This is a genomic window from Streptomyces sp. B1866, assembly GCF_031932565.1.
Classification (GTDB): domain Bacteria; phylum Actinomycetota; class Actinomycetes; order Streptomycetales; family Streptomycetaceae; genus Streptomyces.
Genome location: NZ_JAVSCF010000583.1, coordinates 1 through 624 on the forward strand (window position 1 = coordinate 1; position 624 = coordinate 624).

1 protein-coding gene is annotated in these 624 nt (G+C 67.3%); it reads left to right on the forward strand.

Going from position 1 to position 624, the window contains the following annotated elements:
* The coding region (locus RKE29_RS30300; protein WP_312008903.1) for an IS982 family transposase at positions 1-602 on the forward strand (602 nt) is incomplete at its 5' end.
* Positions 603-624: the final 22 nt, after the last annotated feature.

A 624-nucleotide genomic window follows, 5' to 3' on the forward strand; every position in this document is an offset into this window, starting at 1 on the left:
CCTCGGCGTGGAGCGACGACGTGTGGATCGTGGACTCCACGCCCGTGGAATGCGGCCGCTCCCGGGAGACCGTGAAACGCTCCGACCTGGCCGGATGGGCCCAGTACGGCTTCTGCGCCAGCCACAGCCGCTTCTTCTGGGGCCTGCGGCTGCACCTGGTGTGCACCCTCCAGGGCCTGCCCGTCGCCTTCGCCCTGACCGGGGCCAAGGCCGACGAACGCGAGACGCTGCTGGACCTGCTCGCGGCCGAACCGCAGCTCGCCGCCGCCCGGCCCGGCCAGACACTGATCGGCGACAAGAACTACTTCGGCCGCACCTTCGAACACGAACTCGCCCAGCAGGGCATCCAGCTACTACGGCCGACCCGCAGAGGCGAACGGCAGCGGCCCGGCGGATCCCTGTTCAAGCCGTTGCGGCAGGTCATCGAGTCGGTCAACGAAACCTTCAAGGGACAGCTCGATCTCGAACAGCACCGAGGACGCACACCTCGCGGCGTCATCGCCCGCGTCATGCAGCGAATCCTCGCGCTGACCGCCGTGATCTGGCACAACGACCACACCGGACAAGACACCCTCCGCTCGCTCACCCCGTACGATCACTGACCCCTTGGAATTGATCATCTAG